This is a genomic window from Comamonas sp. HJ-2, assembly GCF_053615495.1.
Map to the genome: position 1 here is coordinate 50,513 of NZ_JBSIFD010000025.1, position 25,575 is coordinate 76,087.

The 25,575-nt window shown below is 62.1% G+C and carries 28 protein-coding genes; 11 read left to right on the forward strand and 17 right to left on the reverse strand.

The window, feature by feature from the left end; genetic code table 11:
• Positions 1–43: 43 nt before the first annotated feature.
• Both ACWGXF_RS19500 and ACWGXF_RS19505 read right to left on the reverse strand, forming a co-directional pair.
• Positions 44–1,330, reverse strand: coding sequence for a patatin-like phospholipase family protein (locus ACWGXF_RS19500; RefSeq protein ID WP_003065828.1), 1,287 nt, complete (start codon positions 1,328–1,330; stop codon positions 44–46).
• Between the two features lie 93 nt (positions 1,331–1,423).
• Positions 1,424–1,993 carry a restriction endonuclease gene (locus ACWGXF_RS19505; RefSeq protein ID WP_003065830.1) on the reverse strand — a complete coding sequence of 190 codons (570 nt, stop codon included), beginning with the start codon at positions 1,991–1,993 and terminating at the stop codon, positions 1,424–1,426.
• Between the two features lie 123 nt (positions 1,994–2,116).
• Between ACWGXF_RS19505 and apbC the strand changes: the two genes are divergently transcribed.
• From apbC to ACWGXF_RS19535, 6 genes are all read left to right on the forward strand, one after another.
• A complete protein-coding gene (apbC, locus tag ACWGXF_RS19510) occupies positions 2,117–3,208 on the forward strand; it encodes an iron-sulfur cluster carrier protein ApbC (protein ID WP_003065831.1) in 1,092 nt (363 codons plus the stop codon).
• Positions 3,208–4,149: a LysR family transcriptional regulator gene (locus ACWGXF_RS19515; RefSeq protein WP_256628473.1), complete on the forward strand. Its 942-nt coding sequence runs from the start codon at positions 3,208–3,210 to the stop codon at positions 4,147–4,149. Before apbC ends, ACWGXF_RS19515 begins: the two co-directional genes overlap by 1 nt.
• A 113-nt stretch (positions 4,150–4,262) precedes the next feature.
• The gene (locus ACWGXF_RS19520; RefSeq protein WP_452102368.1) at positions 4,263–6,407 is read left to right on the forward strand and encodes a formate dehydrogenase subunit gamma; all 2,145 of its coding nucleotides are present in this window, start codon (positions 4,263–4,265) and stop codon (positions 6,405–6,407) included.
• A gap of 10 nt (positions 6,408–6,417) precedes the next feature.
• Positions 6,418–9,348 (forward strand): formate dehydrogenase subunit alpha, encoded by a 2,931-nt coding sequence (fdhF, locus tag ACWGXF_RS19525; RefSeq protein WP_452102369.1) that lies wholly within the window; start codon positions 6,418–6,420, stop codon positions 9,346–9,348.
• The gene (locus ACWGXF_RS19530) at positions 9,348–9,587 is read left to right on the forward strand and encodes a formate dehydrogenase subunit delta (RefSeq protein ID WP_034377791.1); all 240 of its coding nucleotides are present in this window, start codon (positions 9,348–9,350) and stop codon (positions 9,585–9,587) included. The genes fdhF and ACWGXF_RS19530 overlap by 1 nt, the downstream gene beginning before the upstream one ends.
• Before the next feature lie 128 nt (positions 9,588–9,715).
• Complete coding sequence (locus ACWGXF_RS19535; protein WP_171832544.1) at positions 9,716–10,645, forward strand: DMT family transporter; 930 nt, start codon at positions 9,716–9,718, stop codon at positions 10,643–10,645.
• A gap of 113 nt (positions 10,646–10,758) precedes the next feature.
• Here the strand turns inward: ACWGXF_RS19535 and ACWGXF_RS19540 are convergent, their stop codons facing one another.
• Positions 10,759–11,394, reverse strand: coding sequence for a TetR/AcrR family transcriptional regulator (locus ACWGXF_RS19540; RefSeq protein WP_452102370.1), 636 nt, complete (start codon positions 11,392–11,394; stop codon positions 10,759–10,761).
• 228 nt (positions 11,395–11,622) lie between these two features.
• On the opposite strand from ACWGXF_RS19540, the gene ACWGXF_RS19545 reads away from it, so the two are divergent.
• The 4 genes from ACWGXF_RS19545 to hppD all read left to right on the forward strand — a co-directional run bounded on the left by ACWGXF_RS19545 (position 11,623) and on the right by hppD (position 15,976).
• Complete coding sequence (locus tag ACWGXF_RS19545) at positions 11,623–12,948, forward strand: NAD(P)/FAD-dependent oxidoreductase (RefSeq protein WP_452102371.1); 1,326 nt, start codon at positions 11,623–11,625, stop codon at positions 12,946–12,948.
• A gap of 48 nt (positions 12,949–12,996) precedes the next feature.
• Entirely contained in the window at positions 12,997–14,397 is a 1,401-nt protein-coding gene (locus tag ACWGXF_RS19550) for an amino acid permease (protein WP_034355664.1), read from the forward strand.
• A 68-nt stretch (positions 14,398–14,465) separates the two neighbouring features.
• Complete coding sequence (locus tag ACWGXF_RS19555; protein WP_003065871.1) at positions 14,466–14,846, forward strand: RidA family protein; 381 nt, start codon at positions 14,466–14,468, stop codon at positions 14,844–14,846.
• A 41-nt stretch (positions 14,847–14,887) separates the two neighbouring features.
• Positions 14,888–15,976, forward strand: coding sequence for a 4-hydroxyphenylpyruvate dioxygenase (hppD, locus tag ACWGXF_RS19560; RefSeq protein ID WP_003065874.1), 1,089 nt, complete (start codon positions 14,888–14,890; stop codon positions 15,974–15,976).
• Between the two features lie 257 nt (positions 15,977–16,233).
• Here the strand turns inward: hppD and ACWGXF_RS19565 are convergent, their stop codons facing one another.
• The 12 genes from ACWGXF_RS19565 to ACWGXF_RS19620 all read right to left on the reverse strand — a co-directional run bounded on the left by ACWGXF_RS19565 (position 16,234) and on the right by ACWGXF_RS19620 (position 23,702).
• Positions 16,234–16,557 carry a hypothetical protein gene (locus tag ACWGXF_RS19565; protein WP_003065880.1) on the reverse strand — a complete coding sequence of 108 codons (324 nt, stop codon included), beginning with the start codon at positions 16,555–16,557 and terminating at the stop codon, positions 16,234–16,236.
• A 3-nt stretch (positions 16,558–16,560) separates the two neighbouring features.
• A complete protein-coding gene (locus ACWGXF_RS19570) occupies positions 16,561–17,100 on the reverse strand; it encodes a CbrC family protein (protein ID WP_012839616.1) in 540 nt (179 codons plus the stop codon).
• Positions 17,101–17,112: 12 nt separating this feature from the next.
• Entirely contained in the window at positions 17,113–17,574 is a 462-nt protein-coding gene (locus ACWGXF_RS19575; protein WP_041744649.1) for a low molecular weight protein-tyrosine-phosphatase, read from the reverse strand.
• Between the two features lie 95 nt (positions 17,575–17,669).
• Entirely contained in the window at positions 17,670–18,740 is a 1,071-nt protein-coding gene (locus ACWGXF_RS19580; RefSeq protein WP_452102372.1) for a tyrosine-type recombinase/integrase, read from the reverse strand.
• Position 18,741: 1 nt separating this feature from the next.
• Entirely contained in the window at positions 18,742–19,044 is a 303-nt protein-coding gene (locus ACWGXF_RS19585; RefSeq protein WP_452102373.1) for an excisionase, read from the reverse strand.
• On the reverse strand, positions 18,965–19,162 hold the full coding sequence (locus tag ACWGXF_RS19590; protein WP_452102381.1) for a hypothetical protein: 198 nt from the start codon (positions 19,160–19,162) through the stop codon (positions 18,965–18,967). The genes ACWGXF_RS19585 and ACWGXF_RS19590 overlap by 80 nt, the downstream gene beginning before the upstream one ends.
• Positions 19,159–19,755 (reverse strand): hypothetical protein, encoded by a 597-nt coding sequence (locus tag ACWGXF_RS19595; RefSeq protein WP_452102374.1) that lies wholly within the window; start codon positions 19,753–19,755, stop codon positions 19,159–19,161. Before ACWGXF_RS19595 ends, ACWGXF_RS19590 begins: the two co-directional genes overlap by 4 nt.
• A gap of 15 nt (positions 19,756–19,770) precedes the next feature.
• Positions 19,771–20,034, reverse strand: a complete 264-nt coding sequence (locus ACWGXF_RS19600) for a hypothetical protein (RefSeq protein WP_275054213.1) — start codon at positions 20,032–20,034, stop codon at positions 19,771–19,773.
• A gap of 492 nt (positions 20,035–20,526) precedes the next feature.
• Positions 20,527–20,781, reverse strand: a complete 255-nt coding sequence (locus ACWGXF_RS19605; protein WP_059440924.1) for a hypothetical protein — start codon at positions 20,779–20,781, stop codon at positions 20,527–20,529.
• The gene (locus tag ACWGXF_RS19610; protein WP_452102375.1) at positions 20,781–21,023 is read right to left on the reverse strand and encodes a hypothetical protein; all 243 of its coding nucleotides are present in this window, start codon (positions 21,021–21,023) and stop codon (positions 20,781–20,783) included. The genes ACWGXF_RS19605 and ACWGXF_RS19610 overlap by 1 nt, the downstream gene beginning before the upstream one ends.
• On the reverse strand, positions 21,023–21,853 hold the full coding sequence (locus ACWGXF_RS19615; protein ID WP_452102376.1) for a hypothetical protein: 831 nt from the start codon (positions 21,851–21,853) through the stop codon (positions 21,023–21,025). The genes ACWGXF_RS19610 and ACWGXF_RS19615 overlap by 1 nt, the downstream gene beginning before the upstream one ends.
• A gap of 55 nt (positions 21,854–21,908) precedes the next feature.
• Positions 21,909–23,702, reverse strand: coding sequence for a DNA cytosine methyltransferase (locus ACWGXF_RS19620; protein ID WP_452102377.1), 1,794 nt, complete (start codon positions 23,700–23,702; stop codon positions 21,909–21,911).
• 81 nt (positions 23,703–23,783) lie between these two features.
• Here ACWGXF_RS19620 and ACWGXF_RS19625 point away from each other — a divergent pair, with 81 nt between their 5' ends.
• Complete coding sequence (locus tag ACWGXF_RS19625) at positions 23,784–23,993, forward strand: hypothetical protein (RefSeq protein ID WP_452102378.1); 210 nt, start codon at positions 23,784–23,786, stop codon at positions 23,991–23,993.
• Between the two features lie 72 nt (positions 23,994–24,065).
• On the opposite strand, the gene ACWGXF_RS19630 is transcribed toward ACWGXF_RS19625, so the two are convergent.
• On the reverse strand, positions 24,066–24,560 hold the full coding sequence (locus tag ACWGXF_RS19630; protein ID WP_452102379.1) for a hypothetical protein: 495 nt from the start codon (positions 24,558–24,560) through the stop codon (positions 24,066–24,068).
• A 10-nt stretch (positions 24,561–24,570) separates the two neighbouring features.
• A complete protein-coding gene (locus ACWGXF_RS19635; protein ID WP_452102380.1) occupies positions 24,571–25,515 on the reverse strand; it encodes a recombination-associated protein RdgC in 945 nt (314 codons plus the stop codon).
• Between the last annotated feature and the right edge of the window lie 60 nt (positions 25,516–25,575).

The window sequence follows — 25,575 nt, forward strand, 5'->3', positions numbered from 1 at the left end:
GCAAAGTGTCTCACGCATCATTTGCCTGGCTCCTTTCGCATCATTAACATTTGTTACATTCTTGAGGCCAACCTAGGAAGGCGCACAGCTCCTCACTTCGAGCCAGTGCGTCTTTGCGGCCCAGTGCTATCAGTTCACGGGTATAGCCTTGCTCAAACAGCAGGTAGCTGGCCAGCGCGCCGTCACGCATGGGGTTGCCTGTGCCAGCGCGCACGCCCAGCGTGGCCAGCAAGGTGCGCACCGGCCGCGGCAGCTTGTCGATGTGGCGCGTGGCAATATCGTCGATGCGCTCGCTGGGGGTGATGGCCAGTACCTCGATAGGGCGCAGCCGGCTGTGAATGCGCTCGGCCGGTGAAATCAGGCTCAGCGTGTGATTGATGCGTTCGGCTCGCTCTATGTCCACAGCCAGCGTGTCCAGAAAAATGCTGGACAGCGCGTGCCCGGCCACCTGGGCCAGTGTGGGATAGCTGGCATCGACCTGCGGCTGGCTGCTCACAGGCTCGTGGCGTCTGCCCGCGCCGACGACCAGCAGTTTGCTGGCGCCCAGATGAATCGCTGGTGCCAGGGGCGCAGTCTGGCGCATGGAGCCGTCGCCGAAATGCTCGAGATGTCCGTCCATGGGCAGCGGCATGGCTGGAAATATGAAGGGCAGGGCCGACGAGGCCAGCAGGTGATCGGCGGTCAGCAGGGTCTGCACGGCCTTGCGCTGGTCGCGAACCCAGGGGCTCAAGGCCTCGCGAGTCTGAAAGAAAGTGATGTGCTGACCGCTGCTGTAGCTGGATGCGGTAATGGCCAGGGCGTGCAGATGACCGCTGTCGATGAGTTGTGGGATGCGCTCGAAAGGCATGAGGCCGCTGTTCATCAGGGTTTTGAGCGGAGCATTGTCCAGCAGCGAGCGCGGGCGCATGCGGCTCCAGCGGGCCAGCGCCCAGCCCAGCGACAACAGCGTCAGCCAGCGTGCGCCGCTGCGCAGCACGCTGAGCGAGTCGGCCTTGTAGATTTGCTCGGTATGCATATGGCCCCAGACATGCAGCATGCGCCGCACTGCGCTGTCAAAGGCATCGGCATGGCAAGCCAGGGCTGCGACATTGATGGCGCCTGCCGATGTGCCTGCAAGCACTGGAAAGGGATTGGGGCCATGCTGCAGACCGCGAGCGCGGCGCAGCTCGGCGATGGCGGCCAGCACGCCGACCTGGTAGGCAGCCCGGGCGCCGCCGCCGCTGAGCAACAGGCCGGTCTGCCCGATGCTGGAGCTAGGGCCTATGGAGCTCTGCCGCTCTGCTTCGGCAAGACTGGGGGGGAGGGTGGGAGAGAACTGCACTGCCGCCATGGCTGCAGTGTGCCCGGATTGGGCCGCGGGCGGTAGGTGGGCCGGGTCATCGAGCGGGCCGGCGGCGGCCCTGGTGACAGTCTGCGGCGGCCGTCAGCTCTTTTTCTGGTTCTTGGCAATCAGCGTGGCGATGGACTTGGCATCCAGCACCACCAATTGATTCTGCGCGGCCCAGCTGGCGGCATTTTCGCCCAGAGGCTGCAGAGCCACGTAAACGCAGAGATCGGCTTTCAGCTTGTGTTGTGCGGCCTGCAGCTCGCGCAGCGGCTCCACGCCATGGGCGGCGGCTTTCCAGCGGCGCGCGCCGACCACGCTGGTCTGGCCGTTGCGCGTCAGCAGCAGGTCGGCGCCGGCCTGGTTCAGGCGCTGAACCTCATAGCCTTCGGCTTGCCAGGCTGTCTGCAACTGTGCGCTGAAGTCGGCCCAGGACTGCTCGGCGATCACCTGCTGAATCTGCTCCAGCCTGGCCGGGCTGGGGGCTCGCAGCTGCTTGTAGCAGGCAATGCAGCCAACGACGAAGAACGGGAAGGCTCCCAAAGCGGCAAAAGGCGAAATGTCCTTGGGGAACACCGCCAGCGACACCAGCACCACCGCAGCGCAGATCGCAAAGCTGATCCACCAGCGTGAGCGCATCAGGACTGCAAACAGGGAATTTTCGGCCATCTTCAATTTCACGGGCTGTCTCTCAAATCTTGGGCAAAGGGCTGCATTGTCTCCTGTGCACAGGGGTTGGACAGCTTCGCTAGACTATCCCTCATTGAAGAAACCTCTGGAAAACTAAATCCAATGGCTGTTACAGAACAAGCGCTTCTGAGCGCGCTGGCCACCGTGCTTGATCCGCACACTGGCAAGGACTTTGTGAGCACGCGCGCCCTGCGCAATCTGCAGATTGCCGGTGACGACGTCTCGTTCGATGTGGAGATGGGCTATCCGGCCCAGAGCCTGCAGCCTGCCCTGCGCAGCCAGTTCATCGCTGCGGCCAGGACTGTGGCTGGCGTGGGCAATGTCTCGGTCAACATCACCACCAAGGTGGCCTCGCATGCCGTGCAGCGTGGCGTGCAGTTGCTGCCCGGCGTGAAGAACATCATCGCCATCTCGTCCGGCAAGGGCGGCGTGGGCAAGAGTACGACCACGGCCAATCTGGCGCTGGCGCTGGCCGCCGAAGGTGCCCGCGTGGGCATTCTGGATGCCGACATCTACGGCCCCAGCCAGCCCATGATGATGGGTGTTTCGGGCAAGCCCGAAAGCCATGACGGCAAGACCATGGAGCCGCTGGAGAACCATGGCGTGCAGGTCATGTCCATCGGTCTGCTGGTCAACAACGACCAGGCCATGATCTGGCGCGGTCCCATGGCCACCCAGGCGCTGGAGCAGATGCTGCGCCAGACCAACTGGAAGGATCTGGACTATCTGCTGGTCGACATGCCGCCCGGAACCGGCGACATCCAGCTGACGCTGTCCCAGCGCGTGCCCATGACGGGTGCCGTGGTGGTGACCACGCCCCAGGACATTGCCCTGATCGATGCCAAGAAGGGCATTCAGATGTTCGAGAAGGTCGGTGTGCCGATTCTCGGCCTGGTCGAAAACATGGCTGCCCATGTCTGCACCAACTGCGGCCATGTCGAACATATCTTTGGCGCAGATGGCGGCAAGAAGATGGCAGGCGAGCAGAACATCGACTATCTGGGGGCGCTTCCCCTGTCGCTGCAGATCCGTCTGCAGGCCGACAGCGGCAAGCCCACGGTGGTGGCCGAGCCCGAGAGCGAAGCCGCACAGGTCTACAAAAAGGTGGCGCGCGATCTGGCCGTGAAGGTGGCTCTCAAGGCCAAGGACTTCTCCAGCAAGTTCCCCACGATCACGGTTAGCAGCAATACCTGATGAACCTTCTGACCTCCATGCGTTATCTGGTGGCGCTCAACGAGCACCGCCATTTCGCAAGGGCGGCGCAGGCCTGCCATATCACGCAGCCTGCACTGTCCAATGCGCTCAAGGCGCTGGAGGACGAGTTCGGTGCCGTCATTGTCAGGCGCGGCCGTGTGTTTGGCGGGCTGACTCCCGAGGGCGAGCAGGTGCTGGCCACGGCACTGTCCATGCTCAGGGCCGAGGAGGCGCTGAGACAGGATCTGAGCGCCGCAGCCGGCCAGCTCAAGGGTCTGCTGCGCATGGCTGCCGTGCCTACGGCCATCCCCATGCTGACGCGCTTTGCCGCGCTGCTGCGGGTCCAGCACCCGGGCATCACGCCCATGGTGCTTTCCATGAGCTCGCTTGAGATCGAAACCGGACTCGAAGATCTCTCGCTGGATCTGGCCCTGGGCTACAGCGAAAGGCTGGAGTCGGGCAGCCGCACGGCACGCAGCGCCCGCATCACCATGTGGCCGCAGTATCAGGAGCATTATTTTCTGCTCAGTCCTGCGGCTGAGGAGCAGAGCCAGAAACCTGTGAAATGGGCTCAGGCGGCCAGGCTGCCGTTATGTCTTTTGACGCCGGACATGCATAACCGGCTGATTGTGGACCAGAGCTTTGTGGCAGCCGGCTGCGAAGTCAGTGCGGCCATGGAAACCAATTCCGTGCTGAGCCTGATGCTGGCCGTGACCGAAGGCGGTCTGCACAGCGTGCTGCCCGGTGCGCTGGTGGCGACGCTGCCCGAGTCGGCCCGGATCTCGGTGCGTCCTCTGATTGCACCCAAGGTGCAGACGGCCATCGCTTTCCTGGCCCCTTCGCAGGAGCAGGCGACCCGCGCGCAGCAGGCCGCGCTGGCGCTCATGCAGTCCCAGGCCTGGCGCCAGCAATGTGCGAGCTTTGCCGGGGCCGTGCGCTGATTTGCAATTTGAATCGCGTCATCAATTCAAAGAATTTGACCTGAGATACGGCCGGGGCTGAAATACGGCATGAGACAAAGGGCGCTGGTGCGCCCTCATAACAAGGTCGCCCCATGCCCCATCACCCTATCGCGCAGCCGCAGGAGTCTGCGCCGCTGCTCAGCCCCGAACAGCAGGACGCTCTGACGCACTGTCTGGCCCGCTTTGGCCAGGAACCCGGTGGCCTGCTGGAGCTGCTGCACTCTCTGCAAGATGCGCTGGGTTTTATCCCGCGCGCTGCCGTGCCCGCCATTGCCGAGGCCCTGAATCTTTCGCGTGCCGAGGTCCATGGTGTTGTCAGCTATTACCCGCATTTGCGTGAGCAGCCGCATGGCAGGACGCTGATCCAGATCTGCCGGGCCGAAGCCTGCAAGTCGCGTGGTGGCGATGCACTGCTCGTTCATGCGCAAGAGACACTGGGCTGCCAGGCGCATGGCACGAGCGCCGATGGCAGCGTGACGCTGGAGCCTGTTTACTGCCTGGGGCTATGCGCCCAGTCGCCGGCCGTGATGGTCGACGAGAGCGAAGTCCATGCGCGGATGACTGCGGACCGGCTCGATGCCCTGCTGGAAGAAATACAGCAAAAACGACTTGAAACCAAGGCAGATGAAGCGCAAGCAGCTATTGAAAATGAAGCGGTTGCTGCCACGCGCATCTATGTGCCGCGCGATGCCTCGGCCCTGGCCGTGGGCGCGGATACGGTGGCCCAGGCGCTGCAGCGCGAGTGCGAGGCGCGAGGCCTGGCGGTGGAGCTGGTACGCAACGGCTCGCGCGGCTTGCTGTGGCTGGAGACCCTGGTCGAGATTGAGACTGCACAGGGCCGCGTGGCCTACGGCCCGGTTCAGGCGGCTGACGTGCCGGGTCTGCTGGACGCCGGCATGCTGCAGGGCCAGACCCATGCGCTATGCCATGGGCTGACCGAACAGATGCCTTATCTGGCACGGCAGGAACGTCTGACTTTTGCACGCGTGGGCATCATTGATCCGCTGAGCCTGCAGGACTACGAGGCCCATGGCGGCTGGCAAGGCCTCAGTGCCGCTGCAGCCATGGCGCCCGAAGCCATCGTCCAGCAGGTGCTGGACTCCGGCCTGCGCGGTCGCGGCGGGGCGGCATTTCCGGCGGGGATCAAATGGAAGACCGTTGCGGCTGCAGAAAGTGCGGGAACAGGGCCGCAGAAATACATTGCCTGCAATGCCGACGAAGGCGATTCGGGCACGTTCGCCGACCGTCTGCTGATGGAGGGCGACCCGTTCTGTCTGATCGAGGGTATGGCGATCGCTGGTCTGGCCGTGGGTGCGACTCAGGGCTATATCTATGTGCGCAGCGAATATCCGCACTCGATTGCGGTGCTGAACGAGGCGATTGCACGCGCCAGTGCGGCGGGCTGGCTGGGCGCCAATGTGGCCGGCAGCGGCAAGGCGTTTTATCTGCAGGTGCGCAAGGGGGCTGGCAGCTATGTCTGCGGCGAAGAGACCGCCATGCTGGAGAGCATCGAAGGCAAGCGCGGCATTGTGCGCGCCAAGCCGCCGCTGCCCGCGATCGAAGGCCTGTTCGGCAAGCCCACGGTCATCAACAATGTGATCACGCTGGCGACCGTGCCCATCATCCTGGCCAGGGGCGCGGCCTTCTATCAGGGCTATGGCATGGGCCGCTCGCGCGGCACGCTGCCGTTCCAGCTGGCCGGCAATATCGTGCGTGGCGGACTGGTGGAAAAAGCTTTCGGCCTCACGCTGCGCGAGCTGGTGCAGGACTTTGGCGGCGGCACGGCCAGCGGTCGGCCCGTCAAGGCCATTCAGGTTGGCGGCCCGCTGGGCAGCTATGTGGCGCCCGAGAACTGGGATGATCCGCTGGACTACGAAGCCTATGCAGCCAAGGGCAATGTGGTCGGCCATGGCGGTCTGGTCGTGCATGACGACAGCGCCGATATGGCGCAGTTGGCGCGCTATGCCATGGAGTTCTGCGCCATCGAGTCCTGCGGCAAATGCACGCCCTGCCGCATCGGCTCCACGCGGGGGGTGGAGGTGATAGACCGCATCACGCGTCAAGGCGGCGCCGGGCATGCGGCCAATGTGGCGCTGCTCGAGAGCCTGTGCGACACCATGCAGCATGGCAGCTTGTGTGCCATGGGTGGCATGACCCCCTATCCGGTGCGCTCTGCGCTGCAGCACTACCCGGCCGATTTCGGTATCGGGCCCGTGCAGACCGTGAACCCCGCCTGAGGAGAGAGCCATGCTGGAACATCTGAAGAACACCGATTGCGGAACGCCTGCCAGCCTGTCCGAGGAACTGGTCACGTTGCATATAGACGGCCGCGAGGTCACCGTGCCCAAGGGCACATCGCTGATGCGCGCCGCTGTCGATGGCGGCATCAAGGTGCCCAAGCTCTGTGCCACGGATTCGCTGGAGCCCTTTGGTTCCTGCCGGCTGTGTCTGGTGCAGATCGAGGGGCGCAAGGGCTTTCCTGCGTCCTGCACCACGCCTGCCGAAGCGGGCATGAAGGTGCGCACCCAGAGTCCGCAGCTGCAGGAGCTGCGCAAGGGCGTGATGGAGCTCTATATCTCCGACCATCCGCTCGATTGCCTGACCTGTTCGTCCAACGGCGACTGCGAGTTGCAGGACATGGCCGGAGTGGTCGGCCTGCGCGAGGTGCGCTATGGCATGGATGGAGCCAACCACTTCAAGGGCGAAGCCAGGGCCGAGGTCGATACCTCCAACCCGTATTTCAACTACGACCCCAGCAAGTGCATTGTCTGCAATCGCTGCGTGCGCGCCTGCGAGGAAACGCAGGGCACGTTTGCGCTGACGATCAGCGGACGCGGTTTCGAGTCTCGCATCACAGCAGGTCAGGGCGACGGCTTCATGGCCAGCGACTGTGTGAGCTGCGGCGCCTGCGTGCAGGCCTGTCCCACGGCCACGCTGCAGGAAAAGACCGTGGTCGAGCTGGGGCAGAGCGAGCACAGCGAGATCACGACTTGCGCCTACTGCGGCGTGGGCTGCGGCTTCAAGGCCGAGATGAAGGGCGAGCAGGTGGTGCGCATGGTGCCCTGGAAGGACGGCAAGGCCAACGAAGGCCATGCCTGCGTCAAGGGGCGTTTTGCCTGGGGCTATGCCACGCACAAGGACCGCATCACCCAACCCATGATCCGCGCCAAGATCACCGACCCCTGGCGCGAAGTGAGCTGGGAGGAGGCGATAGGCCATGCGGCCAGCGAATTCCGCCGCATCCAGGCCAAGCACGGCAGGGACTCGATTGGCGGCATCACCTCGTCGCGCTGCACCAATGAGGAAACCTATCTGGTGCAGAAGCTGATCCGCGCAGCCTTCGGCAACAACAATGTCGATACCTGTGCGCGTGTCTGTCACTCGCCCACGGGCTATGGCCTGGGCCAGACCTATGGCACATCGGCAGGCACGCAGACCTTCAAGTCGGTCGAGCACTCCGATGTGATTATGGTGATAGGCGCCAATCCCACGGCGGCGCATCCGGTGTTCGGCTCGCGCATGAAAAAGCGGCTGCGTGGCGACGCCCGGCGTGGCGACGCCCGGCGTGCCGGCGCTGGCCTGATCGTGATCGACCCGCGCGAGATCGAGCTCGTCAGCTCGCCCCATGTCAAGGCCGACTACCACCTGCAGCTGAAGCCCGGTACCAATGTGGCCATGATCACGGCGCTGGCCCATGTGATCGTCACCGAGGGTTGGCTGGCCGATGCCTATATTGACGAGCGCTGTGATGCCAAGTCCTTTGCGCAATGGAAGGAGTTCGTTGCCAGGCCGGAGAACTCGCCCGAGGCCACGGCCGACATCACCGGCGTGGCTCCCGAACTGGTACGCGGCGCGGCGCGGCTGTATGCATTGGGCAGTGCGGATCATCCGCAGGGAAGGCAGGTCAACTCCGCCATCTACTACGGCCTGGGCGTGACCGAGCATGCGCAGGGCTCGACCATGGTCATGGGCATTGCCAATCTGGCCATGGCCACGGGCAATGTGGGGCGCGAAGGCGTGGGCGTGAATCCCTTGCGCGGCCAGAACAATGTCCAGGGCTCCTGCGACATGGGCAGCTTTCCGCATGAGCTGCCAGGCTATCGCCATATCTCGGACAGCATCACCAGAGCCGAATTTGAAGGCGCCTGGGGCGTGAAGCTCAGTCCCGAGCCGGGTTTGCGCATTCCCAATATGTTCGAGGCCGCGCTGGAAGGCAGCTTCTTGGGCCTGTACTGCGAGGGCGAGGACATCGTGCAGTCCGACCCGAACACCCAGCATGTGACGGCAGCGCTGTCGGCCATGGAATGCGTGGTGGTGCAGGACATCTTCCTCAACGAGACCGCCAAGTACGCCCATGTGTTCCTGCCCGGATCGTCCTTCATGGAGAAAGACGGCACCTTCACCAATGCCGAGCGTCGCATCTCGCGCGTGACCCAGCTCATGCAGCCGCTGGCCGGCTATGCCGACTGGGAGGTGACGCAGCTTTTGTCCAAGGCGCTGGGCTATCCCATGAACTACGGTCATCCGCGCGAGATCATGGCCGAGATCGCGGCACTGACCCCGACTTTCGCGGGCGTGAGCTACGAGAAGATAGAGCGCCTGGGCAGCGTGCAGTGGCCCTGCAACGAGGGCACCGAAGAGGCGGGCACGGCCATCATGCACCAGGATAGATTTGTGCGTGGCAAGGGCCGCTTCATCATCACCCAGTACGTGGCCACCGATGAAAAGGTCACGCAGCGCTTTCCGCTGCTGCTGACCACGGGGCGCATTCTCTCGCAGTACAACGTGGGCGCGCAGACGCGGCGCACGGCCAACAACCAGTGGCATGGCGAGGACAGGCTCGAGATTCATCCGCATGACGCACAGGACCGTGGCATCCGCGATGGCGACTGGGTGGGCATTGAAAGCCGCGCCGGCCAGACGGTGCTGCGCGCCACGGTGACAGAGCGCATACAGCCCGGCGTGGTCTACACCACCTTCCATTTCCCCGAGTCGGGCGCGAATGTGATCACCACCGACAGCTCGGACTGGGCCACCAACTGCCCCGAGTACAAGGTGACGGCCGTGCAGGTATTGCCCGTGGCGCAGCCTTCAAGCTGGCAGCAGGGCTACAGGCGTTTCAACGACCAGCAGCTCGGTCATCTGGCCGCAGCCCAGCTGGAGATGGGAAGTCAGTGATGGATGTGAACAACCTGATCCGCATGGCCAATCGCATAGCCGAGTTCTTCGAGGCCATGCCAGAGCATGACGAGGCGCTCGACGGTGTGGCCCAGCATATCCAGAAGTTCTGGGAGCCGCGCATGAGGCTTCGCATTCTGGCGGCTTTGAATGAGCCTTCGGAGGCTGCGCAGCTGCGGCCTCTGGTGCGCGATGCCTTGCACAAGCATGCCGCGCTGCTGAGGCCTGTGCAGGCATAGCACAGTGCGCCAGACGGTAGCGACATGCATCCATCCGGAATGTGTTGCGGGTATATTGGGTCTTCAGATCCCTGATCTGAGCCGCTGCCCGCGATCGAATGGCCGCGGCTTTTTTGTTGGCCATCTTCATGACTTCCGAATCCGTCAAGAGCTCTTTGATGAGCGCGCATCTGCGTCTTCTGGGCATGGCCCTGATGTGGGGCGCTTCCTGGCCGGCAGGCCGCATTCTGGCGCTCAATATGCCGCCTCTGGCGGCATCGGCGCTGCGCTTTTTGCTGGCTGCGACCCTGTTGCTGCCCTGGCTGTATTTCTCGGGCGGGCTGGGTGCTCTCAGGCACTGGTCTGTCAAGACCTGGCTGGGCATGTTTGCCGCAGGCGCGACCGGGGTGTTCGGCTACGCCAGTTTTTTCCTCACGGGTCTGCAGCATCTGCCTGCGGGCAAGGCTGCGCTGCTCATCACGCTCAATCCGGTGGTCACGCTGGCGTTTGCGGTGTGGCTTTTCAAGGAGCGCATCAACGCCACCATTGCCCTGGGCATGTTGCTGGCGGCCTGCGGCGCCGTGGTGGTCATCTCGCATGGCGACCCCATGCAATTGCTCAACGGAACGGTAGGGGTGGGCGAGATGCTGATTCTGGGCTGCGTGGCCTGCTGGGTTTGCTACACGCTGATTGGCCGCGCCATGCTGGCAGGCGTGGATGCGCTGGCTGCGACTACCGTGACTTCCATTTTTGGCGCCTTGCTGCTTCTGGCCGCCAGCCTGGTGCTAGAAGGGCCGCAGGGGCTGGTTTCGGCATTTCAGGCCAGCGGCACTGCCTGGACTGCCATGGTCTTCATGGCCTATGGCTCCACGGCCCTGGCTTATGCCTGGTACTTCGCGGGCGTCAAATCGCTGGGCGCAGGTGCGGCCTCGGGCTATATCACGCTGGTGCCGGTGATCGGCGTGCTGCTTTCGGCCCTGCTGCTGGGCGAGAGCATTGAAGGCTCCATGGTGCTCGGCGGTGCCATGGCGGTGCTGGGTACAGCCGTGATGAACTGGGGGCGTCGGTCAACAGCCTGAGGTTGGACCTCATGTTTGATAGCAAAAAGCGCTTGTAAAGAAAGCATTTCAAGCCGATTTTGCTGATATGGGCCTGGCTTGTTCAGGGTGCGAAAGCCGCTGCTGCCTGCGGCTCAAGCCTGGTTGATCGTGCCTGCGTTCACGATCATCTGGGAGATCACCTCCAACTGATGTTCGGCTGCTGCATCGTCGATCTCGAACAGGCGCATGACGGCCAGGCCTCGCAGCGCAGCAAACACCACAGATGCAAAGTGGCTGGGCTGAGGATGGCGCTCGGCGATTTCCGGGAAAACCTTCACGAAGTGTTCGAAGGAGGCGGGGTCATGCTGGGAGCGGTGCGCGTTGATGCGCTCGAATAGCGGTGTGCTCTTGCAGCCGAAAAACATGCTCCAGGTCGCTACATAGCTGGGTTGGGCATAGACGCTTTGCCAGGCCCTGCGCACGAATTCGTGAGCGCGCGGCTCCAGCGGCAACTGCGCGGCATCTTCGGGCCAGCCTGCGCCCGCAGCCGCCAGCGGCGCCATGATTTCATCGACCACCTGCTCCATCAGCGCCTGGCGGCTGCCGAACTGGTGCTGCACCGCCCCCAGCGTGACTTTGGCGCCACGCGCAATTTCCTGCAGATTGGTCTGCTGAAACCCAACCTTCTGTAGCAGCCGTATGGCGGATTTGATGATCTTGCGCTGAGTGGTCTGACTGCGTTCTGCCTGGGTACGGCGGGGGGCGGTTTTGCTTCCTGTTTGATTCATGGGCTGCGTGTGTGATTCATAAGGCGTCGATGACGCACCACACCAGATGCTACACGGTCCGGCACTGACGGCTGGATGGACCTGTTTGGGTAATTTCACCCTCGGGTAATCCATGATAAATAAAGATTAAACGTTTAATGTTTTATGTTTTAGACTCCGCCTCCATTGTTGTTCATCAGCGACCTTGGAGAGCGAGTCAGCTTCCGAGGGCTCTTATTGGAAACCGCCATGTCACGCTCTGTTTACCGCCTTCCCGCCGACGACCGCACCAATGGATGGAGCGCGCTGCTGGGAACTCGCCAGCCGAAGGCGCCACTGCAGGGCGATGTGGCGGTGGACTGGGTCATCGTGGGCGCCGGCTATGCGGGACTGGCGGCAGCACGCCAGCTGGCACAACAGCAACCTGATGCTTCCATCGCCGTGGTGGATGCGGGCGTGGTGGGGGAGAACGCCTCGGGCCGCAACTCGGGCTTCGCGATCGATCTGCCGCACAGCTCGGCGCCTTCCGATGCCGCGGTCGAGGCGGGCCGCCGCGTGATCCGCGTCAACCGCTTTGCCGTGGATGCACTGGAGCGGGCAGTGACTGAGCACAGCATCTCCTGTGGCTGGCAAAAGCGCGGCCGCTACCACGTGGCAGTGACGGAGGAGGTGGCGCAGAAGTCGCTCAAGCCCTATGCACGCAATCTGGATGCCTGGCAGGAGTCCCATGAATATCTGGATCGTGATGCGCTGCGCCAGCGCATAGGCACCGATTACTACGCGGCAGCGGTCTACACGCCGGGCACGCGCCTCATGAATCCCGCGGCGCTGGTGCGTGGTCTGGCCGACAGCCTGCCGTCCCAGGTGCAGCTGTTCGAGAACTCGCCGGTCATCGAGGCGAAGCTCGAAGGCGCGACTCCCTTTGTCCGCACGGCCCAGGGCAGCATCCGTGCGCGCAAGGCCATTCTGGCCGTCAATGCGTTCTCGCAGTCATTCGGCATCTACCAGGAGCGCCAGGTACCGATTCTGCTGTTCGCCAGCCTCACTCACCCGCTTAGCGATGCCCAGATCGCCCAGCTGGGAACGGATGTCGCCTGGGGTGTGACGCCCGCGCATGGCGTGGCGGGTTCCACGGTACGGCTGACGCACGACCGGCGGCTGATGATCCGCCAGGGGTTCGAGTATTCACCCAGCCTGCGCACCACTGACGGGCGCCGCGCCAAGGCCAGGGCCATGAACCAGGCGCTGTTGCGCCGCCGCTTTCCACAGCTCGGGGCCATCGAACTCGAGCATTTCTGGATGGGCTGGCTGGCGGTCTCGCACAACCATGCGCCCGCCTTTGGCCGGATTGGCGACAACGCCTGGGCAGCGTCCTGCTGCAACGGCTCGGGCATCGTGCGCCATACCGCTGCCGGCATGCTGATCGCCGACCTGGCGCTGGGCCGCAAGACCCCGCTGATCGACGACTTCCTCGTCGAGGGCACTGCCAACTACATCCCGCCGCGCCCGCTGCGCGACATCGGCGTGGGACTCACGCTGGCATGGGATATGTGGCGCGGCAGGGCCGAGCAGTAAGCGCTTTTCGGATCCGCATAGGTAGATATAGATAACAGGAGACAAACCATGCATACCCCTTCCTCCAACGGGCATCTGGAGCGCAAGCTCAAGAACCGCCATATCCAGCTGATTGCGCTGGGCGGCACCATAGGCACCGGGCTGTTTCTGGGCTCGGCCGGCATCATCGAGCTGGCCGGCCCTGGCGTGTTGCTGGGCTATACCATCGGCGGCCTGCTGATCTTCTTCATCATGCGTTTCTTGGGCGAAATGCTGGTCGAGGAGCCTTCTGCCGGTTCGTTCAGCTATTTCGCCAACCGCTACGTGGGGCGCTTTGCCGGTTTCCTGTCGGGCTGGAACTGCGTGGCCCTCTATGTGCTGGTGGGCATGCTGGAGTTGACTGCCGTGGGCAAGTTCATCCAGTTCTGGTGGCCCGATATCCCGGTCTGGGTGACGGCGGCCGTTTGCTTTGTGCTTATCAACGGCGTGAACTTCATCAACGTCAAGGCCTATGGCGAGTTTGAGTTCTGGTTCGCGCTGATCAAGATCGTGGCTGTGGTGGCGATGATCGCCACGGGCATCTACCTGCTGTCCACCACGCACAACCCCACGCAGACGATCAGCAACCTGTGGACGCAAGGTGGTTTCCTGCCGAACGGCTTCAAGGGTCTGTTCATGGCCTTTGCCTTCATCATGTTCGCCTTCGGCGGCGTGGAAATGCTGGGCTTTGCCGCTGCAGAAACCGAAGAGCCGCGCAAGGTCATCCCCAAGGCGATCAACCAGCTCATGGTGCGCGTGCTGCTGTTCTATGTGGGCTCGATGGCCGTGCTGCTGTCGCTGACGCCCTGGACTGATCTGGTGGCCCAGCTCAAGGCCGGTGGCGGCACCTACAGCAGCAGTCCCTTTGTGCTGGTGTTCTCGGGCATGGGTGAGCACCTGGCCGCGCATATGCTGAATTTCGTGATCCTCACCGCTACGCTGTCGGTCTACAACAGCATGGTCTACAGCTCCAGCCGTCTGCTGTATGGCATGGCCCAGGAAGGCAACGCACCGAAGTCGCTGGCTGAAGTCAACAAACGCGGTGTGCCCGTGAAGGCCATCGTCTATCCCGGCATCGTCACTGCCTTCTGCGTGGTGCTGAACTATGTGGCGCCTGCCGGCGTGATCGAGCTGCTGATCTCGTTGATCACGGCGGCGTTGGTGATCATCTGGACCATCATCATCATTTCGCACCTGAACTACCGCAAGCTGCATGATGCCAAGGGCACGCCGCGCAGCTTCAAGGCGCCGCTGTTCCCGCTGACCAACTACATCTGTCTGGCGGCCATGGCGCTGGTGGTGGTCGTGATGCTGCTCACCCCCGGAGTACGTGCCTCTGCCTATGCCATTCCGGTGTGGGTGCTGGCGGTCTATGCCATGTACCGCATGGTGTTTCGCCAGCCCGTCCGGCTGGTGCAGACTGCGGTTTGATTGAATGAGGGCTTGCGCAGACCTTGGCGCCAGCCTGTTGTAACCACCTGAACCTTGAGAGCACTTCGATGAACTCCACTGCAACCTTTTATCCCGCGCCCGGCGGCATGCCCTTCTCTTCCGCAGTCCGCGCAGGCGGCCTTCTGATGCTGTCGGGGCAGATCCCCTTCGGCGAGGACAAGCGCCCGCTCACCGGCCCCATCGAAGAGCAGACACATGCCGTGCTCAAGGCCATCGCGGCGCGGCTGGAGGCTGTGGGCAGCTCGCTGGACGATGTGGTGAAGGCCAATATCTGGCTCAGCGACCTGGCTCATTTCGATGCCTTCAACAAGGTCTATGCAAGCTATTTCAAGGAAGGCCGTTACCCGGTGCGCAGCCTGGTGCAGGCCCAGCTGGTTTTTGGCGTTGGCGTTGAGATCGAAGTCCAGGCGCTGGATAAAACTGCCTGATCGCGCCATCATCAACTTCATTTTTTTCAGGAAACCTCCTCATGACCGATTTGTTCGAAAACCCCATGGGCCTGTGCGGCTTTGAGTTCGTCGAGTTCGCCTCGCCTGCAGACGGTGTGCTGGAGCCACTGTTCGAGAAGCTGGGCTTCACGCTGGTGGCCAAGCATCGCTCCAAGGACGTGGTGCTGTATCGCCAGGGCGGCATCAATTTCATCATCAACCGCGAGCCCAGGAGTCAGGCAGCCTATTTCACGGCCGAGCACGGTCCCAGTGCCTGCGGCCTGGCTTTCCGTGTCAAGGATGCGCACAAGGCCTACAAGCGCGCGCTGGAGCTGGGCGCCCAGCCCGTGGACATTCCCACCGGCCCCATGGAACTGCGCCTGCCCGCCATCAAGGGTATCGGTGGTGCGCCGCTGTACCTGATCGATCGCTACGAAGACGGCAAGTCCATCTACGACATCGACTTCGAGTTTCTACCCGGTGTGGACCGCAATCCCAAGGGCCACGGTTTCCAGGTCGTCGATCACCTCACGCACAACGTCTACCGCGGTCGCATGGCCTACTGGGCCGACTTCTACAACAAGCTGTTCAACTTCCAGGAAATCCGTTACTTCGACATCCAGGGCGAGTACACGGGCCTGACCTCCAAGGCCATGACTGCGCCTGACGGCCTGATCCGCATTCCTCTGAACGAGGAAGCCAAGCAGGGCGGTGGTCAGATCGAGGAATTCCTGATGAAGTTCAATGGCGAGGGCATACAGCACATCGCGCTGCTGTGCGAAGACCTGCCCACGGCCATCGACAGCTTGCAGATGGCTGGCATTCCGCTGCTGACTGCGCCCAACGACATCTATTACGAGAACCTTGCCAAGCGCCTTCCCGGCCACGGCCAGCCCGTGGGCGAGTTGCAGTCGCGTGGCATCTTGCTGGATGGCACCACCGAAGGCGGCCAGCCACGCCTGCTGTTGCAGATCTTCTCCGAGCCGCTGTTGGGCCCCGTGTTCTTCGAGTTCATCGAGCGCAAGGGCAACTACCGCGAAGGCTTCGGTGAGGGCAATTTCAAGGCGCTGTTCGAGTCCATGGAACGCGACCAGATCAACCGCGGCGTGCTCGAAACCGCCAAGGAGTGAGCACCATGAAGATCGACCGCTTCCGTACGGTGGACGACAGCGGCTCGATCGGCAACTAGGGGCTGGACTGCGCACCGCCGGCCTCATCGACCATGCGGACATGTATCGACTGATGCGGGCCACGCGGCAAGAGCGCCAGGCCCTGCGCCAGGCGCTTTCCGAAGGCTTGCATTTTCCGGGCGCTACGGTGCCGGGTGTCTGCGGCCGCCATGAACTGGCGGTGGGTGCGCCGTAGCCTGAGCGCTTCAGCGGCTTGCTCAAAGCGGGTCGTAGCGCGCGTGCCTGGGGTTGAACCAGCGCAGTTCCTGCTTGCCCAGGCTTTGCAGATGCTCCCGCGCCTGTTGGACAAGAGGCATTTTCAGATCCTTGGGCTGCAGCGGGCGTGACTTGCCGGCTTCTTCCAGTCGCAGCACGCTGGCTTGCTCCCAGGTATCGCTATAGCTGCGCACCACAAGACTCAGGCCGCCCAGCGTAAAGCGGTAGATGTCGTACTCGTAGTAGTACTCGTAAAAGCCTTCGGCATCAGCTTCGCTGGCGTCGATATGGTGGCTGAACTCCACCTGCATGATGTCCGTGTTCATGCCTCAGGTGCAATCGGTGTGCAGCCGGTGCATGCCGCACTTCACGCAGCGAAACAGGTAGCCGCCCACCGGATCACCGGTCTTGCTGATGGCCTGCAGATAGCGCTCCGGCATGTTGGCTATATCGGCTTGCAACTCGGCCTGCAGGGTCTGGATTTCGGCGTAATCGGTATAGCCAAGAAAGGCACAGGGCTGGTTGCAATGCACCAGCCACTGCTCCTGCTGCCAGCTGTGATAGCTGGGCGTGCGTTCGCAGACTTCCAGCAGCAGCACGCGATCCATGACGATGCTGTCAGGTTCGTCGGGATCGGCGCTCACGCCTTCAATGCCCAGGTAGTCGTTGAATTCGCCCTCATAGTGCTTGGCCGCACTGCCGTCGGCAATACACCAGGGGCAGAGATAGTCCGGCTCTTCGCGGCTGTAAAACGAGCTGTTGTACTTGAGCTCACGCGCCTGGCCACAGCAGGAGCAGGTACCGCTTTCAGCCGCAAACAGATCCAGTGCATAGGCATTGGGGCTGAGTCGGAATTTCGGCAAATCCATGGAGAGCTCCATTCAGGTCTGGCGATTCTGGACGATGTTTTGCAGCAGATTTCGGCAGGCATCTTCCACCAGATCGAGCACATGCTCGAAGCCGCTGTCGCCGCCATAGTAGGGATCGGGCACTTCGCGCTCGTCAAAGCGCTGGCAGTAGTCGGTCAGCCGCTTCATGCGCTGCTGCTGGGCGGGTGTGGCGATGCGGCGCGCAGCGACTTCGTTGGCGCTGTCCATCACCAGTACCAGGTCGAAAGCGTCGAAATCCTGCTTCGTCAGCTGCCGCGCACGCTGTCGGCTGAGGTCATAGCCCCGGCGGTGCGCATGTTGCTGGCTACGGGCATCGGGAGCCTCCCCTACGTGATAGCCGTGCGTGCCGGCGGAGTCCACTTGCACCAGATGCTGAAGACCCGCATCCGCCACCATTTTTTCCAGCACGCCGTGGGCAGTGGGACTGCGGCAGATGTTTCCGGTGCAGACCATGAGAACGCGAAACGTAGTGTTTTCGCGGGCTGCAGAAGGTTGTACCCTAATTGTCACCTAATTTGTCCCCTAATGTGGTCTGTGGATAACTGCCCTTATGAGACCTTGACGCGGATGGGTTCCGCGCCGCGAGGGTCAGCATAAATCGCAGCTGTTTTTTCCGATGTGTGGCCCAGCAAAGCCTTGGTATCCACGTTGCCTTGGACCATGTAGGTGCGCTTTGCGAGCGAGCGGATTTCGTGAAACGTTGGCGCGTCGTCACCCGTGATTCCCGCGAGCTCGCGCGCCTCTTTGAAAGCCTTGGTGATACGGTTCACATGCACGGCGCTGCCCGCCTTCACTTCGGCGCGATAGGTGCGTCGATGATGGACCACATACCGGCTCACGACATTTGAACGGCAAGCGGCCAGAGCATCTGATAGCGTCATTCCCATATCATCCATGCGTAGGCGCAGTGGAATTTCAATCCACACGCCAGTTTTGGCGCGGTGAATGGTCAGAGCATCTGGGCCAATGCATTTGCGCTCGAGTCCTGCAATGGTGTCGCGATCCATGCCGGAAAGAAGGGCGACCAGCATTGCGCCAGGCAGCCATTCCGCGACCTGTGGTGCAACCGCAAGGATGCTTTTGAACTGCTCCAGGGTAAGGCGCTGGCGCGTTGTTTTGGCTTGCGGCTTTTTGGTCGGCTCGACAGGGTTGAAATCCAGCCATCCCAGTTGCTGCCCGCGATTGCACACCGTCATGAGTCTTGAGCGCAACGCCTGCGCACTGCGTGCTTTCCCTGCGGCTATTTCGTCCTCAATGAATTTGGCGCAGTGTGCGACAGTCAGCCCCATGCAGGCAATGCCACCCAGTGCCTCATTGATCTTCTTGTCAAGTGAGCGATTGCTTTTTGCAGTGTTGTACTTTTCGCTGACTGGCATTTGCTCGAGCAATTCCGCAATGCTCTTTTCCTTACCCGTAATTCGCTCTAATAGGGTAGGGCTGCCGGCGGCCAAGTAATCCAGCGCCTCAAGCACTTGGCGCTTGGCTTGAGCCAGCGGAACGCGCCCAATTGCGAGCTCCTTCCCGTTTTCAGGATTACGCCAAGTGAAATAGCCAGGGCGTGGCTCGCGTAGGCCAGCAGGCCAGTCCCTGCGGACTCTTTCTCTCGGGCGTGCAGCCATGTCAGTGTCCCTTCTTGATGCGCGCCAGTAAGGACGGCTTGCGGTTGGGATCAACAGGCAGCGCGTCTTCAGGCACGAAATACGATTTCCCGACTTTCACGGGTGCTGGCTCAATCCGGCCCTCTCTCGCCATCCTTCTGAGCGTCCAGAGACTGGGCGGTGGGTCAAACCTAACTGCTGCCCATGCCATAAGTGTGATCTGCTTGCTCATATTCATCCAATCTTTAATAAAGCCGCTTGCGGGGCTGTTTGTCTTGCTTCGGGCGAACGGCCTGGGTGTAGGCCTCCCAGAGCTGCAGGCCATCGGGGCAGCGCTGCTGTTTGCCTCCTGAGAGGCCGGCAGCACAGCAGGTGGGGCAGTTGAAGTGGTGGGCTATGTAGGCCGCGTCTTCTGGCAGGCCCACGGTGCTGGCGCTGGTCATCGCGGTTTCTCGATGCGCTTGAAGTCAATCACCCAGAGCCAGGGATTCGCGTCCCAATCACCGCCGGTGGACTTCCACACCTCGGCAAACCAATCGCGCGGGTCTTCACCATCGGCCATGTTGGGGAACGGGCATCCTTCTGCCATGGCATCCCCTCGGCTGATGGACTGCAGGCGCTCCACGCGCACGCCGGCGATTTCCAGCCAGATGCGCGCCAGCTTCCTGGGCATGTGGATTGCTGGTGTCCATTTGGGAACCCAGAGAGCGCCATCACTATCTTCAAATTCCTCGCCTTCAGCTCGATAGGCCAAGTCGGCAAACTGAGGATGCTGAGCAAACGTCTCGCGCACATAGATGCGGTCGCCTGGCTTGCCAAATGGGAACGTTGCAGTGTGATAGATGCCCTGGGTGAGGTTGCCAGCCCACCATGTCCACTCGCCAGCAGCGACAAAGGCATCCGGCGAATCAACCGAGCAGTGCAAGCGATCTTCTGGTGGCTGCGGCTTTATCACTCGCCGCGTTTGCGTCTTCTGGCCGCTCAGGATGGCGCGCACCAAGGGCGCCTTGAACATCAAGCCGGTTTCTTTTGGCATGGTTGCTCCTTGGCGTTAATTTATGGTCGCGCCTTGTGCGTCTATCAGTGCTTTGGCGGTAATGACTTGCTCGAGCTGCTTCTCTACAGTGTCTGCAGCAGAGCGCAGGGCAGCAGGCACATCTGCTGCGAAGCCCCGATTAACTGCAGCGCTGAAGTACGCACTCATAAGGCCGTTAAGCAGAATTTTTGATGGCATGTCCTTGGTACTGGCCAAGACGGTTTGGATAAATCCGTGAAGTTCGTTTGCGTCATCGGGGGTAACTGCTGGGATAGGCATTTGGGCTCCAGAAATGAAGAGCCCCGCTCAGTGGCGGGGCTCCGGTTATCGATATTCCCGAGCGGGAAATTTGTGCGTTCAGGCGGTCTGTTTTGCTGATTCATTCCCGTTCGGGAAAGTTGGGGAAGGGCGCTCACTTGCTCTGCTCCTTTCCAACTCGCCAGCACAAGTCGCACAGAAACTTGCATTCGTTTTCCGACCGTGGATCGCCCACGGCCTGCCCACAGTTGTGGCTGCAAACCTTTGTCGCAGGATCGAACGCGGCAAGCGCTTTGGGGTCGGCACGTGGCCACGGTACTGGATCACAATTGCTCTGATCCTTCTGTGGCTTGGCGCTCTGGGTGAGCGAATACTGCGGCGGGATAACGTCTTTGACCGTCTTGCAGGCGGGGCAGACATGGCGGTATCCCTTTCCTGGTGGGATGTAGAGGCCAGTCGGCGGGTCGTGCTCCGGATGGATGCATGTTTTGTCTGAGGGCAAGTCGAAGAACATCAAGCTGCTCCTTCCTTGGCTGCTGCCCGAACGATGCCAGGGCCTTTGCGCAGCTCTTTGATGATCTTGTCCCGCTTTTTTGCCGACATGCCGATCAGTTCCTGGTAGGCGGCAAGGACAGAGGCCATCATCAGCAGGTCAGAGCGCGTCGGTGTCGCGTATCTGGCGCGCCATTCGATCTCGCCCAAGCGCTCGCTAGGAGTAGGCCAGCACATGCCATCAAAGCTGCGGTAGAAATTCGCCTTCTCAGCCATCACTCACCCCCTTGCGCTGCCTGGGCGGCGCGCTGTGCCGACTTCGGCGGGTGAATCGTCACATCGCGCTGATCGCCGCCGTTGATGGTGATGGGCTTGCTGGTGTCTTCGCCCTTGTGCTTGAGGTATCCAACAACCAAGGAGACAAACATGCCAGTTGCAACCGACATGGCGTCGGCAATCCCGACCTCATCAAGGAAACGGTCGAATGCCGCGCTGAACTCGTCATGTGCTTTGGACATCACTCCCCCTTTGCTGCCGCGATAGCGGCGCGTTGTGCCCACCAGTCGCGCGAAGGCTTCTCGGCGTTGTCGGCTTCCATCGCCACCATGAGCGCGATCAGGGCCGTGCGAGTGCGGCTCGATTGACCGCCGCCACCTCCGCCCGGATTGCAGAATTCGATGCTGCCGCCGCCGTTCTCGTCCCAGACGGACACAAACACATCGTTGTCAGAGTCAAAGCCCACGCGAATGTGGGCGACTTGGCTCATGTCTCCGATGCGCCCAACATCGCGCGCCTTGGGCCATGTGATTTCCGCATCCCGCGCGTCTGCCTGCGCCTGGGGTGCTGAGTCCCACAACGCATTGCATTTTTCTCGGACGTGTTTTGCTGCACCAGTGGCGGCACGCTTTGCATCACCGTCGCGCAAGCATACGACGGCATCTTCAATGTATGCCGCTGCGTTCATTGCCAACGCGAACCAAGCGGCTCGCTCATCTTCTGTAGCCGCCTGCGCGGGAAGTCCGGTAGCAGTAGCCAGCAGGGCGCGCAGCTTGGCCTCGATGGCGTCTTGAGCAGACTGCACACCCACTAAAGAGCCTTCATCGTCCATGACCTTGATGATTTCTTGGCGATGCAACTCAACCAGTTTCATCACTTCAGCGATTGCAGGCTCAGGCAGCACCACTGGCGCGGCTGGCTCCTGAATCTGGTGCAGGCATGTTCCTGGGAAATGTCGTTGCACGATCTCGCGCAGGAAATCGACAGTGATGCAGATGGTGTCTGGCTGGCCGAACTCGGCTACTTCTGCCTCGCAGCAGTCACGGATGATGAGATCTGAGTTGTCTTGCATATAGGTGGCTCCCAGAATGAGAAAAGCCCGCGGCGGCGGGCTGGGGTGTTGGTGGTCAGGCGACTTTTCGGAGCTGGCCTGCTTCGCTGTAGTTCGCGGCCACGATGGCGCGCGAGAGGGGCGGGCATACGCTGTTGCCGCACATACGGACCTGAGCGGTTTTGGTGATGGCCTCACCGGCGGCGCCGCGGTCGATGATGTAGCTCTCGGGGAAGCCCTGAGCGCGGTACAGCTCACGCGGCGTGAGCATGCGCAGGCCGATGTCCACGATGGCATAGGGCTCGCCGTGGACCATGACCAGGCCCATGCGGTCCTTGGTGGGGATCGTGTGCATGGGATCTGCGCAGCTCGCGTCCTGGCCGCCCTCGCTGTAATACTTCACCAGGAAGGCCCGGACTTCGCCGGCATGGCCGCCGCCTGCCGTCAGCGTTGGGAATGGCTCCTCATGTGACTGGCCGAACTGGTTGTTGCGCAGCTTGACCATGTGGCTGGTGACCAAGCCTGCGGTCGCGCCTTGGGCGGTGACGGTATTGAGCGGCGCGGCCACATCGCGGATGCCATGGCTGAATCGTTTCGTTCCGTCCTTGCCCTCGCCATGGCCCAGGTGCACCAGGTTGGCGGTGACCAAACCCATGGTATTGCCGGTGCTGGGCCGGGCGGGCGTGCCGCCGGCAGTCACGGTATGCAGAGGCTCATCTGCGGCTGAGCCTACACTGCCTGCGCGGAACTTGGTCAGGTGAGCAGTTACCAAGCTGTGGTGATCGCTGGTGGTGACTGTGCCGGTGGGGTGGTTCAGCTCGGTGCCGACCACGCCCGTGTAGTGCTTGGCCAGGAAGGCCTGCACGAGGGCATGCTTGGGGCTGCCCACCACGGTGCCCAACGGTTTGTCCAGACCGGGCACGCGCGGAGCCTGGCCGGCGCGCTCTCCATAGCCGGTTTGCACCAGCGTGGGCACGGCCAGGGCTTTTTCGCCTCGATTGGCCCCGGTGATTGTCTTGAATGGTTCGCCCAGAGCTTCTGTGCGGTCGCCGCCCTGGTGTGTCAGAGACACGATGAACGGCTTGGCTGTCTTGACCACAAAGCGGTCAATGCCCTTGGCGATGCGCCTGCAAGTGGCTTCGGCCAGTGGGCGCTCGCGCTCGAAGATGGACGGTGCGGCAATGCCCCAGTCAATGCACTCGGCAGCGGTGCGCCAGGGCTTGAATCCCTTGGCAACCCTGCCGCTCTCGTCGGGCTGGGCATGGGTGGGCTGCGGCCAGCTGATGGGCAGGCCATCGCGGCGGGCCACCAGAAACAGACGCTTGCGGATGGTCGGCGCTCCGAAGTCGCAGGCGCGAAGCTCCTTCCATTCGACCTTGTAGCCCAGGTTGCGCAGCTGGCTTACCCAGCGCTGGAAGGTCTGGCCCTTGCGTTCAGGGCACGGCCGCGAGTCCACGCCAAGAGGGCCCCAGGTCTGGAATTCCTCGACGTTCTCTAGGCAAATGACGCGAGGGCGGGTCAGCTTGGCCCATTTGATCACCACCCATGCCAAGCCGCGAATCTTCTTGCTGACCGGCTTGCCTCCCTTGGCCTTGCTGAAGTGCTTGCAATCCGGACTGGCCCAGAGCAGGCCCACCGGCTGCCCGTCGGTGACTGCCAGCGGATCCACCTCAAACACATCGCTGCAGAAGTGGCGCGTTTGCGGATGGTTGGCAGTGTGCAGGCTGACTGCTTCTGGGTCGTGGTTGACGGCAATATCGACATGGCGGCCGATGGCCTGCTCGATACCGGTGGAGGCTCCACCGCCGCCAGCAAACAGATCCACGACCAGCTCAGTGTGGACGGGCAGCACAAATTGAGGGGTAAGCATAGGGCTCCAGAAAAAAGAGAGCCCGCGCGGCTGTTACCGGGCGGGCATGAGTCCGAGTTATGCTGCTGTCAGGAGAAGCAGATGCACCCAATTTCGACAACATATCGAGGCGCAACCATCATTTTTGAGGTGCGTAACCCCGCAGAAGGGCACTTTTACGCAGAGGGAACTGCAGAAACCAAGAATGTCGGCACGCTGCGCGTTTTCTCGAAGCAGTGCACGAGTCATAAAGAGGCTAGTGATCAACTGCTGGCTTATGCGTACAAGCTCATAGACGAAGCCAATTCCTGACGCGCCGCGATCTTCATCTGATTCATTGATGAGGGCGCTGGGCCCGGTTCATGGAAATCTATGAATAGATGGTCAGCGGCTGGCACTGGGCAGCTCTCGCGGCACTTTGGTGATGGCGGCCAGCTGGGGAAGCAGGCTGTCGCTCCAGGCGTTGTGCGTCAGAAGCAGCTGAATGGCCTGGGTGGCAACTTGCAGATTGGGGTGAATGCGTTTGTCTTGGGCCACTAGCACTCCGAGCACCTTGGTGTATGCGCGCGTTTTCATGATTCCCCATGTTGCGAACTCGGGGGGCATGCGCTTGTTGAGTAACTCCGTGGCTGCCGCAGTGTGCGCTATCACCTCTTTCTTGTAAGCCTTCGCTTCGAGCTCCAGGCCGTAGGCCTCTTCGGTCAGTGGTTTGGCTTCGCGCCGCAATTGGGCTGCATCCACGCTCAGCTTGGTGGTCTTGGCTTCACGGCGCAGGCTTGCAGCTTGATCGCGGAGCTCCTTTGCACGGCTGCGTCGTACCACGAACTTGGCTTGTTGATCAATGGCCAGAAGGCCGGGGTGTGTTTCCTGGGCTGCCATGGTGAACTCCTTAGAACGGGCTTTCGTCGGGCGCGGTGTCGGTCGGTGCGGCCTTCGGGCCAGTCGTGCTGGCGCTGGTGCGGCCCTCGCCTCCCAGGGCCTCAATCAGGTCGGGAATCAGGCGCGAGAGCTCGCCCGTGGCAATCGCCACATCGGTGTCAAAGCCGCCATCGTCCTGGCTGTTACCGTCCATGACCGCATCCAGCAGCACGATGTTCTTGATCTGCAGGCCTTCGGTCAGCACAAAGCTCACACGGTCGTCCCAGGTCATTGCCAGCTTGGTGGGCAGCTTGCCGTGCTCGATGTGCTGGCGCACCTCATCAATATCCAGCGGGTGGCGGGCGTAGCGCACCACGGCCTTGGATTCGTCGGCGGCTTTGAGCTCGGTTTCCCGATCCGCGGTGAAACCGGCGGGCGGCTCCTGGGTCATCAGCCAATGCGCCATGGCAGCCTGTGGGCTGGTCTGGGTGTCCAGCAGTGCCAGGGCAAAGCCGGGCAGGCCTTCGACCAGCAGCGTTACCACCTCGTCGGCGCGGCCCTGGGCGCTGGTATCAAGCACCAGCGTGCGCGCCTGGGGATCGATCCAGACCCACATGCTGCCCTGCTTGGTGAAGGCCATGGGCAGCAGGTCCAGCTTGGCCTCGTCCTTGAGGTCGCGCTTTTCCTTCTTGCCCGGCTTGCGGCCTTCGGTCTTTTCAATGTGCTCGGCCTTCTCATTGACCCTGCGATTGAGCACGCTGGCCGGCAGCACCTTGGCCTCGGTCATGAAGCGCATGACCCATTGACCGGCCACGGACTCAACCAGAGGACCGTGCTGCTCGCCGCGCGGCGGCACCCAGCCCACGGAGCGCTCCTGTGTGGCGCCGCACTCCTCAAACACCGTCTTTTGCAGCGCATCTTCCAGCAGCTGCAGATCGCTCTGCCAGCTCTCGGCAATGGGCGTTGTTGCACAAATGCCGGTCGCAGCTGAGGTAGGCTCGGGAGATGAGAGAGACGAGCTGGGGTCGGGTTAAGT

What these genes read in the sequence shown, in the direction of transcription:
- ACWGXF_RS19500 (WP_003065828.1), bottom strand. Translation starts at nt 1,330, where the DNA reads ATGGCGGCAGTGCAGTTCTCTCCCACCCTCCCCCCCAGTCTTGCCGAA.
- ACWGXF_RS19505 (WP_003065830.1), bottom strand. Translation starts at nt 1,993, where the DNA reads ATGGCCGAAAATTCCCTGTTTGCAGTCCTGATGCGCTCACGCTGGTGG.
- apbC (WP_003065831.1), top strand. Translation starts at nt 2,117, where the DNA reads ATGGCTGTTACAGAACAAGCGCTTCTGAGCGCGCTGGCCACCGTGCTT.
- ACWGXF_RS19515 (WP_256628473.1), top strand. Translation starts at nt 3,208, where the DNA reads ATGAACCTTCTGACCTCCATGCGTTATCTGGTGGCGCTCAACGAGCAC.
- ACWGXF_RS19520 (WP_452102368.1), top strand. Translation starts at nt 4,263, where the DNA reads ATGCCCCATCACCCTATCGCGCAGCCGCAGGAGTCTGCGCCGCTGCTC.
- fdhF (WP_452102369.1), top strand. Translation starts at nt 6,418, where the DNA reads ATGCTGGAACATCTGAAGAACACCGATTGCGGAACGCCTGCCAGCCTG.
- ACWGXF_RS19530 (WP_034377791.1), top strand. Translation starts at nt 9,348, where the DNA reads ATGGATGTGAACAACCTGATCCGCATGGCCAATCGCATAGCCGAGTTC.
- ACWGXF_RS19535 (WP_171832544.1), top strand. Translation starts at nt 9,716, where the DNA reads ATGACTTCCGAATCCGTCAAGAGCTCTTTGATGAGCGCGCATCTGCGT.
- ACWGXF_RS19540 (WP_452102370.1), bottom strand. Translation starts at nt 11,394, where the DNA reads ATGAATCAAACAGGAAGCAAAACCGCCCCCCGCCGTACCCAGGCAGAA.
- ACWGXF_RS19545 (WP_452102371.1), top strand. Translation starts at nt 11,623, where the DNA reads ATGTCACGCTCTGTTTACCGCCTTCCCGCCGACGACCGCACCAATGGA.
- ACWGXF_RS19550 (WP_034355664.1), top strand. Translation starts at nt 12,997, where the DNA reads ATGCATACCCCTTCCTCCAACGGGCATCTGGAGCGCAAGCTCAAGAAC.
- ACWGXF_RS19555 (WP_003065871.1), top strand. Translation starts at nt 14,466, where the DNA reads ATGAACTCCACTGCAACCTTTTATCCCGCGCCCGGCGGCATGCCCTTC.
- hppD (WP_003065874.1), top strand. Translation starts at nt 14,888, where the DNA reads ATGACCGATTTGTTCGAAAACCCCATGGGCCTGTGCGGCTTTGAGTTC.
- ACWGXF_RS19565 (WP_003065880.1), bottom strand. Translation starts at nt 16,557, where the DNA reads ATGAACACGGACATCATGCAGGTGGAGTTCAGCCACCATATCGACGCC.
- ACWGXF_RS19570 (WP_012839616.1), bottom strand. Translation starts at nt 17,100, where the DNA reads ATGGATTTGCCGAAATTCCGACTCAGCCCCAATGCCTATGCACTGGAT.
- ACWGXF_RS19575 (WP_041744649.1), bottom strand. Translation starts at nt 17,574, where the DNA reads ATGGTCTGCACCGGAAACATCTGCCGCAGTCCCACTGCCCACGGCGTG.
- ACWGXF_RS19580 (WP_452102372.1), bottom strand. Translation starts at nt 18,740, where the DNA reads ATGGCTGCACGCCCGAGAGAAAGAGTCCGCAGGGACTGGCCTGCTGGC.
- ACWGXF_RS19585 (WP_452102373.1), bottom strand. Translation starts at nt 19,044, where the DNA reads ATGGCCTGCAGCTCTGGGAGGCCTACACCCAGGCCGTTCGCCCGAAGC.
- ACWGXF_RS19590 (WP_452102381.1), bottom strand. Translation starts at nt 19,162, where the DNA reads ATGACCAGCGCCAGCACCGTGGGCCTGCCAGAAGACGCGGCCTACATA.
- ACWGXF_RS19595 (WP_452102374.1), bottom strand. Translation starts at nt 19,755, where the DNA reads ATGCCAAAAGAAACCGGCTTGATGTTCAAGGCGCCCTTGGTGCGCGCC.
- ACWGXF_RS19600 (WP_275054213.1), bottom strand. Translation starts at nt 20,034, where the DNA reads ATGCCTATCCCAGCAGTTACCCCCGATGACGCAAACGAACTTCACGGA.
- ACWGXF_RS19605 (WP_059440924.1), bottom strand. Translation starts at nt 20,781, where the DNA reads ATGGCTGAGAAGGCGAATTTCTACCGCAGCTTTGATGGCATGTGCTGG.
- ACWGXF_RS19610 (WP_452102375.1), bottom strand. Translation starts at nt 21,023, where the DNA reads ATGTCCAAAGCACATGACGAGTTCAGCGCGGCATTCGACCGTTTCCTT.
- ACWGXF_RS19615 (WP_452102376.1), bottom strand. Translation starts at nt 21,853, where the DNA reads ATGCAAGACAACTCAGATCTCATCATCCGTGACTGCTGCGAGGCAGAA.
- ACWGXF_RS19620 (WP_452102377.1), bottom strand. Translation starts at nt 23,702, where the DNA reads ATGCTTACCCCTCAATTTGTGCTGCCCGTCCACACTGAGCTGGTCGTG.
- ACWGXF_RS19625 (WP_452102378.1), top strand. Translation starts at nt 23,784, where the DNA reads ATGCACCCAATTTCGACAACATATCGAGGCGCAACCATCATTTTTGAG.
- ACWGXF_RS19630 (WP_452102379.1), bottom strand. Translation starts at nt 24,560, where the DNA reads ATGGCAGCCCAGGAAACACACCCCGGCCTTCTGGCCATTGATCAACAA.